The organism is Aeromonas sp. S2(2024), from assembly GCF_041402505.1.
GTDB classification, from domain to species: Bacteria; Pseudomonadota; Gammaproteobacteria; order Enterobacterales; family Aeromonadaceae; genus Aeromonas; species Aeromonas media.
In genome coordinates this window covers 1-9,572 of the sequence record NZ_JBGLRL010000042.1, presented here as the reverse complement: position 1 = coordinate 9,572, position 9,572 = coordinate 1, and the positions used below count along the sequence as shown (strand labels likewise).

8 protein-coding genes are annotated in these 9,572 nt (G+C 61.2%); 4 read left to right on the top strand and 4 right to left on the bottom strand.

All coding sequences use genetic code 11. From position 1 onward, the window contains the following. The 3 genes from ACB039_RS20775 to ACB039_RS20765 form a co-directional block, all read right to left on the bottom strand. Positions 1-2,700: retention module-containing protein (locus ACB039_RS20775; protein ID WP_371166358.1), on the bottom strand; the 2,700-nt coding region annotated here is incomplete at its 3' end. Between the two features lie 222 nt (positions 2,701-2,922). Continuing rightward, a complete protein-coding gene (locus ACB039_RS20770; RefSeq protein ID WP_182787716.1) occupies positions 2,923-4,584 on the bottom strand; it encodes a putative transporter in 1,662 nt (553 codons plus the stop codon). A gap of 118 nt (positions 4,585-4,702) precedes the next feature. After that, positions 4,703-5,338, bottom strand: coding sequence for a hemolysin III family protein (locus ACB039_RS20765; RefSeq protein WP_041205078.1), 636 nt, complete (start codon positions 5,336-5,338; stop codon positions 4,703-4,705). A 231-nt stretch (positions 5,339-5,569) separates the two neighbouring features. Between ACB039_RS20765 and ACB039_RS20760 the strand changes: the two genes are divergently transcribed. The 3 genes from ACB039_RS20760 (at position 5,570) to ACB039_RS20750 (ending at position 8,087) form a co-directional block, all read left to right on the top strand. Further along, positions 5,570-7,075: an aminotransferase class V-fold PLP-dependent enzyme gene (locus ACB039_RS20760; RefSeq protein WP_270824947.1), complete on the top strand. Its 1,506-nt coding sequence runs from the start codon at positions 5,570-5,572 to the stop codon at positions 7,073-7,075. A gap of 140 nt (positions 7,076-7,215) precedes the next feature. Continuing rightward, on the top strand, positions 7,216-7,767 hold the full coding sequence (locus ACB039_RS20755; RefSeq protein ID WP_005327953.1) for a septation protein A: 552 nt from the start codon (positions 7,216-7,218) through the stop codon (positions 7,765-7,767). Between the two features lie 23 nt (positions 7,768-7,790). Next, positions 7,791-8,087: a YciI family protein gene (locus ACB039_RS20750; protein WP_139439635.1), complete on the top strand. Its 297-nt coding sequence runs from the start codon at positions 7,791-7,793 to the stop codon at positions 8,085-8,087. A gap of 91 nt (positions 8,088-8,178) precedes the next feature. Here the strand turns inward: ACB039_RS20750 and cysQ are convergent, their stop codons facing one another. Then, on the bottom strand, positions 8,179-8,934 hold the full coding sequence (cysQ, locus tag ACB039_RS20745) for a 3'(2'),5'-bisphosphate nucleotidase CysQ (RefSeq protein ID WP_270824949.1): 756 nt from the start codon (positions 8,932-8,934) through the stop codon (positions 8,179-8,181). A 165-nt stretch (positions 8,935-9,099) separates the two neighbouring features. Between cysQ and ACB039_RS20740 the strand changes: the two genes are divergently transcribed. After that, a complete protein-coding gene (locus tag ACB039_RS20740) occupies positions 9,100-9,420 on the top strand; it encodes a ComEA family DNA-binding protein (protein WP_371166357.1) in 321 nt (106 codons plus the stop codon). Positions 9,421-9,572: the final 152 nt, after the last annotated feature.

The window sequence follows — 9,572 nt, the reverse complement described above, 5'->3', positions numbered from 1 at the left end:
CAGCGGCGCATCGGTCTCGGTCAGGGTCACGTTGGCGCTGCTCACCACCGCCGCGTCGTTGCTGCCGATGATGGTCACGGTCACGCTCGACTTGGTGCCGTCCACGCTGGTCACCGCGAAGCTCTCGCTCAGCTGATCCCCCACGTTCAGCGCGTTGAACGCGCTGTTGGCGGTGAAGGTCCACACCCCGTTGGCCGCCAGGGTGAACGCGCCGTACTGGCCCACCACGGTGATCGGGGTGAAGGTGTTGTCCGGGTTGTCCACGTCGGTCGCGGTCAGGGTACCGCCGGTCACCAGCGGCGCATCGGTCTCGGTCAGGGTCACGCTCGCGCTGCTCACCACCGCCGCGTCGTTGCTGCCGGTGATGGTCACGGTCACGCTCGACGGGGTGCCGTCCACGCTGGTCACCGCGAAGCTCTCGCTCAGCTGGTCACCCACGTTCAGCGCGTTGAACGCGCTGTTGGCGGTGAAGCTCCACACCCCGTTGGCCGCCAGGGTGAACGCGCCGTACTGGCCCACCACGGTGATCGGGGTGAAGGTGTTGTCCGGGTTGTCCACGTCGGTCGCGGTCAGGGTACCGCCGGTCACCAGCGGCGCATCGGTCTCGGTCAGGGTCACGTTCGCGCTGCTCACCACCGCCGCGTCGTTGCTGCCGGTGATGGTGATGGTGACGGTGTGCTCGGTGCCATCCACGGAGGTGACCACAAAGGTCTCGACCTTGGTCTCCCCCTCGCCCAGGTACTGCACCTTGCTGTTGTCGACCTGGTAGGTCCAGGCGCCGGTCTCGGTGATGGCAAGGCTACCCAGCGCACCCGCACTCGGGGTGCCGTTGCCAGCCAGGAACTTGGCCTCGTCGGCGCCGTCCACGTCGGTCACGCTCAGGGTGCCGGTCTCGGTCAGCAGCGGAGTGCTCTCGTCTTCGGTCACGCTGCCGGTGTCGGTGCCGGTAATGACGGCATCATCGTTGACGCCGGTGATGGTGATGGTGACGGTGTGCTCGGTGCCATCCACAGACTGCACGGTGAAGGTCTCGACCTTGGTCTCCCCTTCGCCCAGGTACTGCACCTTGCTGTTGTCGACCTGGTAAGTCCAGGCACCGCCTTCGGTGATGGCGAGGCTACCCAGCGCACCCGCGCTCGGGGTGCCGTTGCCGGCCAGGAACTTGGCTTCATCCGCCCCGTCCAGATCGGTCACGCTCAGGGTGCCGGTCTCGGTCAGCAGCGGGGTGCTCTCGTCTTCGGTCACGCCACCGGTGTCGCTGCCGGCAATGATGGCAGCATCATTAACCGGCGTGACAGTCCCGGTCACGCCGCCAGTGGCACTGTGCAAACCATCTGTGACTGTGTATTCGAACGAGATATTGCCATTGAAATCAGGGGATGGCGTAAAGACCAGCTGGCCGTTGGTCAGAGTGACCGAACCATTGCCGATCGCCACCGAGCCGCCTTCGGCAATGGCCTGACCATTGATGGCGGTGATGCTGAGGCGATCGCCATCCAGGTCGGAGTCGTTGCCGAGCACGTTGATGGTGACCGTCCCATCCTCTTCCACGGTGAACTGGTCGTCTCCTGGCACAGGCGCGGCATTCACCACGCTGTTGTCAGTGCCCTTGGGTGAGGTATTGCCAGCAGGATCGGTCAGGGTGGCATCCACTGTGATGGCGCCATTGACCGGCAGATCCGTGGTGGAAATAGTCAGGGTAATCTGGGTCTTGCCGATGTCATCAGCCGTCAGGATGGAGCTAGCGTCAGGCACCCCATCCCCATTCCAGTCCACGTCAAGGCGATCACCGACCTTGGCATCGGCTGGCAAACGGATGATGACATTCACGCCGTTCTCGCGCTCATTGGAGGAGATGATGTTGTCAGCGCCATCCTGGATCTCCACCAGGGGAGCAGAGGGAGCCGTGCCATCCACGCTGCCATCATCGGTGGCAGTGCCTGTGTTGCCGGCAGGATCGGTCACATTGGCGGTGACCGTATAGGAGCCATCCGCCAGCGGTGTGGTGACATCCACGCTGAAGGTGCCGTCCGGATTGACGGTCGTGGTCAGGGTCTGTTGATTGCCATTGGCATCCGTGACCAGCAGGGTCACCGTGCTCCCCGCCGGGGCATCCGTGGTACCGGTCAGGGTTGGAGTCGTGTCATTGGTATTGTCAGGGGCCGATACTGTGATCACCGGCGGCACCAGGTCGATCAACTGATCTTCCTCACCCGCGAGCGCATCGCCAATCACACCCGTGTCGGCCTGGGTAGCGGTATCAAAACCCGCCGCCGCTATGGTGGTATCACCGGTACGATCTATGGTGACGAAGCCACCATTGCCGCTGGCGCCTGCAATGCCGCCGATATTGCCTGTAGCGGGTGCCCCGCCCGCCGCCGACGCTTCAAATGCCTGGGTCGGATCCGTCCCCGCCAGAATAGCCTGCTGCAGGGCGGCAATATCGTCAGGCACATTCGCCTGCCCCTGCTGCGCCAGCTGGGGTTCCTCCGCCTCGGGAGTGTTGCTCGGGCTCAGGGTAAAGGTGGTCTCTCCACCCTGGAAGCTGGCCCCCTCCGGCGCAAGCAAGACCGCATCCTTGGGCAGCACATCGCCTTCGGAAAGAAGCGTCTGGCTCCCGTCAGCGGCAATCAGATAGACTTTGCCTTGCAATTGGGTAACGACGACATCTTGATCCAGTACGATGTTCTTGCTGCTCATGGTTTCTCCTGAAATATCAATGGGCATAGATTTCCAGCGTCCAATGTGCCCGTTAGTCTGACCAGAAACCAGTGAGAAAAATCGAACGAACAGACCGAAATGAGACTTAGATTGGCGCCGAAAACGAAGGGTGTTTGATGGGAAATAAAATTAACTAAATCAATAGCATCAAAAATGAGCGTGCGAAGATGGGAGCCAAGATGGCTCCCATTTCATGTCGGCTCAGGCCCCGGCCCAGAGCAGGATGGCCAGCAGCTGTGGCGAGATGATCCGCAGGAACATCACCAGGGGGTAGACGGTCGCGTATGACAGGGCACTGGCACCACTGGTGGGGTGCATGCCGTTGGCGAAGGCCAGAGCGGGGGGGTCCGTCATGGAGCCAGCCAGCAGGCCGCACAGGGTGAGATAATTGACCTTGCCATAGTGGCGCGCCAGCACCCCGACCACCAGCAGCGGGATAAGGGTGATCGCCACGCCGTACATCATCCAGGCAGGACCATCCCCGTTGATCAGGGTGTCGATGAAGCCGGCCCCGGACTTGAACCCCACCACCGCCAGAAACAGCACTATGCCGATCTCCCGCAGTGCCAGGTTGGCACTCGGCGGCATGAACCAGTAGAGCTTGCCGATGCTGCCGATACGAGACAGGATGAGGGCCACCACCAGGGGGCCGCCCGCCAGACCCAGCTTGAGCGCCGCCGGGAATCCCGGCAGATAGAAGGGAATGGAGCCGAGCAATACACCCAATCCAATGCCGATGAAGACCGGCAGCATCTGCACCTGCTGCAGTTTCTGCTGGACGTTGCCGACCACACTGGTCACGGCCTCGATGGCATCGAGCCGCCCCACCAGGTTCAGGATGTCGCCAAACTGCAGGCTGGTCTGGCTGGTCGGAACCAGTTCGATGCCAGCCCGGTTGAGGCGCGAGATGACCACGTCATACTTTTGCTTGATGTCGAGATCGCGGATCCGTTTGCCGAGCACCTGCTCGTTGGTGACCACCACCCGCTCGACGCGCAGATCCGTGCCCCGGGTGGAGAGGGAGGTATCCACCTCCTCCCCGAGTACCAGCAGCACCTTGTGCAGGGCGTGGCGCTCCCCCACCAGGTGCAGCAGATCCCCGAGCTCGATGCGCGAGTCAGGTCTGGGCACCATCAACTCGTCACCGCGCTTGAGGCGGGAACAGATGACATCGGCCTCGTCCAGGCTCGGGATCTCGCCAAGCATCAGGCCGTGCATGTTGGGGTTACGCACCGCGATGTTGATGGTTTGCAGGCTCTCCTTGGTTTTGCCTGCCTGTTGCTCGAACTCGGCTGCTTCTTCGTCGATCTTGATGTGAAAGAACATGCGAATAAGCCACATGGTGAGCAAAATGCCACAGATCCCGAACGGGTAGGCCACCGCATAACCCATCCCCATCAGGCCGGTGGAGCCCGGATCTGCCCCGAGCTCCGCCAGGATCTGCTGACCCGCCCCCAGCGAAGGGGTGTTGGTCACGGCACCGGAGAAGACCCCGAGGATCACCGGCAGCGGCACGTCGAACAGCTGGTGCAGCGCGGCGGCCACCACGCAGCCGAGCAGCACCAGCAGAGCGGCAAAGCCATTGAGCTTGAGCCCCGAGCTGCGCAGGGAAGAGAAGAAACCGGGACCGACCTGGATGCCTATGGTGTAGACGAACAGGATCAAACCAAATTCTTGAATAAAATGAAGTGTGTGCTCATCCAGCTTCAAGCCGGATAGCCCGGCAAAATGACCCACTATGATGCCGCCGAACAGCACACCGCCAATCCCTAAACCAACGCCATAGACTCGCCAGTTTCCCAGCCAGAGTCCCAGCACCGCCACCAGCGACAACATGCTGATGGAAAGCGCGATCTCACTCATTATTTGCATCCTTTCCAAGCTGAACTGACCCTAGCTTGTCAGCAAACGAAGGGGGCAACTGTGGGATACCGCACGAATTCAGGCTTTCATGAGCGCAAAAATACCAATTAAGGGCTAGTCAGGCGACATAGCCATAGATGGCCATGAAGTGACAAACGCTCCCGCCCAGCACGAACAGATGCCAGATGGCGTGGTTGTAGGGGATCTGCCTAGCCATGTAGAAGATGGTGCCCAGACTGTAGATCAGTCCGCCGAGTCCCAGCAGCATGAGCCCGGTGCCATCCAGATGGAGGTAGAGCTGATAGACGACCACCAGGGACAGCCAGCCCAGCATCAGATAGGTGAACAGTGACAGGCGTTTGAAGCGGTTGATGAACAAGAGCTTGAACAGCACTCCGGCCAGGGCCAACCCCCAGATCACCACCATCAGCCCCCGCGCCAGCGGGGTATCGAGCGCCACCAGCAGGAAGGGTGTGTAGGTGCCGGCGATCAGCAGGTAAATGGCACAGTGATCGAACAGCTTGCACCAGCGCCTGGCCGCCGCCGACCTCATGCTGTGGTAGAGGGTCGAGGCGAGGTAGAGCAGCACCAGGCTGGTGCCGTAGAGGCCGTAACTCAGCAATACCCGAGGGCCCTGATCCCATCCCTTGTGCAGCAGCAAGACAAGCCCCAGGCCTCCCAGCAGCAACCCCAGCCCATGGCTGAGGCGATTGGCCCACTCTTCCCGTGGGGAATACCCCGTTACATCCATCATCATTACCTCCAACCAAGACCCGATCCACTCTAGCGGCCGGCATTTCAGGCTACAAGTGTTAGCTCAAAATAAAAGGGACTGGCCAGGGAGTCTCGGGGTGAGGAGGTGGCTGTTCCCCCCGCCCCTTTGGTGTATGCTCTGCGGCCGACGCCACCCGCGCAGATGGCCGTGTCTGTCCGGCATGGCGCGCGCCCGGTACTTTCTGCCCGACAGGCTGGTCTGGAGAACCTGATGAAGCTGACTGAACTGTTTACACAACCGGATCCTGACTTCGGCCAGGCCATGACGGCCCTGCTGGAGACCTTCCATCACTCGGATGACAGTCAGGCACCTTACCAGCGCGACAGCTTCGTCCATCAACTCGATCAGTCGTCCATGCCCGCCATCGGCATGAGCACCCAGGCCTACCTGGCCCGCCTTGCCACCCTGGTACCAGGCGCCTCCCATCTCACCTCGCCCCACTACATGGGACACATGACGGCCCCCTTGCCAGCCTTCACCGCCGAGCTCTCCCGACTGCTGGTGATGCTCAATCAGAATCCGATGAAGATGGAGTCCTCCCGCCTGCTCAGCTTCCTAGAGCGGGAGGTACTGGCCAAGCTGCATCGTCTCGTCTATCGCGAGGACGACGGCTTTTACGAGGCGCAGATGCACGCCAAAGACGCCGCCCTCGGCGTCATGACCAGCGGCGGCACCATCGCCAACGTCACCGCTCTCTGGCTGGCCCGCAACCGGGCCTGTGGCGACGATCTGTTTTCCCTCTATGAGCAGGGTTATCGAGGCGCCGTGATCCTGGGGTCCAGGCTGATGCACTACTCCTTCGACAAGGGGATGGATCTGCTGGGGCTGGGGGCTTGCCGCGTCTGGCGGCTCGAGACCGATGCCGATAACCGGCTCTGCCTCTCGGCACTCGAGAGCGCACTGGTCCGATGCCGGGAGCAGAAGCTCAAGGTGCTGGCCCTGGTAGGGGTCGCCGGCAGCACGGACTTTGGTTCCATCGATCCCCTGCCCGAGCTCGCCGCCATCGCCCGGCGCGAGCAGATCCACTTTCACGTGGATGCCGCCTGGGGCGGCCCGACCCTGCTCTCCCCCCGCTACCAGGGGCTGCTGGAGGGGATCGAGCGAGCCGATACCGTCACCCTGGATGGCCACAAGCAGTTGCTGGTACCACTCGGTACCGGCATGTTGCTCTGCCGCCAGCCAGATCTGATGATGACGGTGAAGCGGGAGGCGCCCTACGCCATTCGCGCCAGCTCCTTCGATCAGGGTCGCTTCACCCTGGAGGGCACCCGCCCCGCCAACGCACTCTATCTGGATGCCGCCTTCCAGCTGCTGGGCCGGCAGGGCTATGCCCAGCTTATCGAAGCCAATTACGACAGAGCGCGGCGGATGGCAGAGCTCATCGATGCCCACCCCGCCTTCGAGCTGATGTCGGCTCCCGTGATGAACCTGCTCTCCTATCGCTGCATTCCACCTCACCTGCAAGGCAAGGCACCGGACGAGGCGGCCAACGAGCAGATCAACGCCTTCAACGTGGCGTTGCAGAAGGCCCAACGCGCCGAGGGGCACAGCTTCGTCTCCCGCACCCAGCGTGCGGTGAGCCGCTACGGAGCACAGCCGCTCACCCTGCTGCGCGCCGTCCTGCTCAACCCCCTCATCGAGGAGCGCCATATCCGTGACTTGCTGGATGACCAGTTGCGGCTCGGCAGCCTCGTTGCCAGTCAGCTGTTCGGCTAGATGGCGCAACAAGAATCATCGTCACCCCGAAGGGTGGCGGCCCCGCAGCGGGGAACTGCATACTAAATGAACGGTCTTATTCATTTGCCGTTGCCTAATGGGCAGGTACACTGAGTGAAATTTTGAGGTTAGAGCCCAGCATGAAGCAGTTTATTGAATTTATTCCCCTGATCGTCTTCTTCGCGGTCTACAAGTTCTACGACATCTACACCGCCACTGGCGCCCTGGTGGTCGTCACCGGTCTCCAACTGCTCTACAGCTGGGTGCGGTATCGCAAGGTCGAGAAGATGCAGCTGTTTACCTTCCTGCTGGTCGGTTTCTTCGGCGGTCTCACCGTCTTCTTCCATGACGATACCTTTATCAAGTGGAAGGTGACCGTGATCAATGCCCTCTTTGCCCTCGCCCTGCTCATCAGCCGCTACGGCTTTGGCAAGAATCTCATCAAGCAGATGCTGGCCAAGGAGCTGCAGGCCCCCGACCGCATCTGGGACAACGTCAACCTCGGCTGGGTCGGTTTCTTCGCCCTCTGCGGCCTGCTCAACCTCTATGTGGCCTTCAACCTGTCGCAAGAGATGTGGGTCAACTTCAAGGTCTTCGGCCTGCTGGGCATGACGCTGGTGTTCACCCTGCTGAGTGGCGTCTATCTCTATCGCCACATGCCGGCCGAGCAGAAGGCAGAACAGAAAAAATAACCGCAACCAGAAAGGATCCTCTCATGTGGTATCTCATCTATTCCGAAGATGTCGCCGGCAGCCTGCCCCAGCGCAAGCTGGCTCGCCCCGCTCACCTCGCCCGCCTGCAGGCGCTGCAGGATGAGGGGCGCCTGCTGACGGCCGGCCCCAATCCGGCCATAGATGCCGAGGACCCGGCCGATGCGGGCTTCACCGGCAGCACAGTCATCGCCGAATTCTCCAGCCAGGCCGACGCCAAGGCCTGGGCCGATGCCGACCCTTATGTGGCGGCTGGCGTCTATGCCAGGGTGACCATCAAGCCGTTCAAGAAGGTGTTCTGAATCGGGAAACGATTGGCATCATTGAACGCGAAAATGCAAAAGGCCGGACACTGTCCGGCCTTTTTACATCTGCGCGCCCTAGCGACGGCAATCAGGCCCGCGCCACAAACCAGGGGTTGAGGATATCCGGCTTGTTGTAGGCAAGCGCTGAGCCATCGAGTTGGGTCACGCTGCCCCCCGCTCCTTCCAGCACAGCCTGCGCCGCCGCCGTGTCCCACTCGCAGGTGGGGGCAAGACGCGGATAGAGCTCGGCGCCCCCTTCGGCAATGATGCAGAACTTGAGGGAGCTGCCCATGGAGACCAGCTCAATCTCACCAAACGGCGCCAAGTAATCCAGGGTCGCCTGGGAAAGATGGTTGCGGCTGCCCACCACCCGCCAGGGCGTACCTTCCCGGTGAGGCCGGACCTGGATGGCTTCGCACTCACCATCGGCAACACGCCAGGCCCCGATCTCTTTACCGCCATACCAGAGCTTATCCAGCACAGGGGCATAGACCAGACCCCAGACCGGCCTGCCCTCCTCGATCAGCGCGATGTTCACGGTGAATTCGCCGTTGCGGGAGACAAATTCCTTGGTGCCATCGAGCGGGTCCACCAACCAGTAGCGGGACCAGCTGCACCGCACCTGCATTGTCTCGGCGTCGGACTCTTCCGACAGCACAGGAATATCCGGCGTCAACCGGGCCAGCGCCTGCACTATCACCTCGTGCGCCCCCTGATCGGCGGCGGTGAGCGGACTCTCGTCCTGCTTGTACTCCACCGCAAAGGGCTGACAGTAGATGGCCAGGATGGCGTCACCGGCGGCGCGGGCGATGGGCTCCAGTGCGGAAATGGCGGGTAAAAACATAGAAAAGATATCTCGCTCAAATGGTTAGCCAGTGTAACTGCTTCAGGCTTAGCTGGCTTATAGCCGTTTGCACTGACTTATAAAGTGTAAGAAATGACAGACAAAAAGTGCCGCAGCTCGGCTAATTATCAATAGTCAATTGACACTACATAAGGACATGAAGAAATGAACCGAAAGACTCTGATTGCCGCCCTGTTGCTGGGTTGCCTGCCCCTGCTGAGCCATCCCCTGCTGGCCGCCGACAAGCCAGCCGCCAAACCCACCACCATGGTCACCAGCGCCAAGGAGGTGGGCAAGATCAACCTCAATACCGCCAGTGCCGATGAACTCGCGTCGCTGAAAGGCATCGGCGAGAAAAAAGCGCAAGCCATCGTCGACTACCGCGAGAAACAGGGCAAGTTCACCTCGGTGGATCAGCTGGCGGAGGTGAGTGGCATAGGGCCCGCCACCCTGGATGCGAATCGGGACATGATTATCGTCAAGTAACCGGTTTGAATCCCATTCATCCGAGGGCAGCCTGTGGCTGCCCTCAGAGATCCCCTCATTTTTAGAGACTCAAATAATTCCAAGTGGGCGGGTATATAAGCGGTGTTGCTTCAGGTAGTAGATAAATTTATCCATCAACAAGACCGCATTGG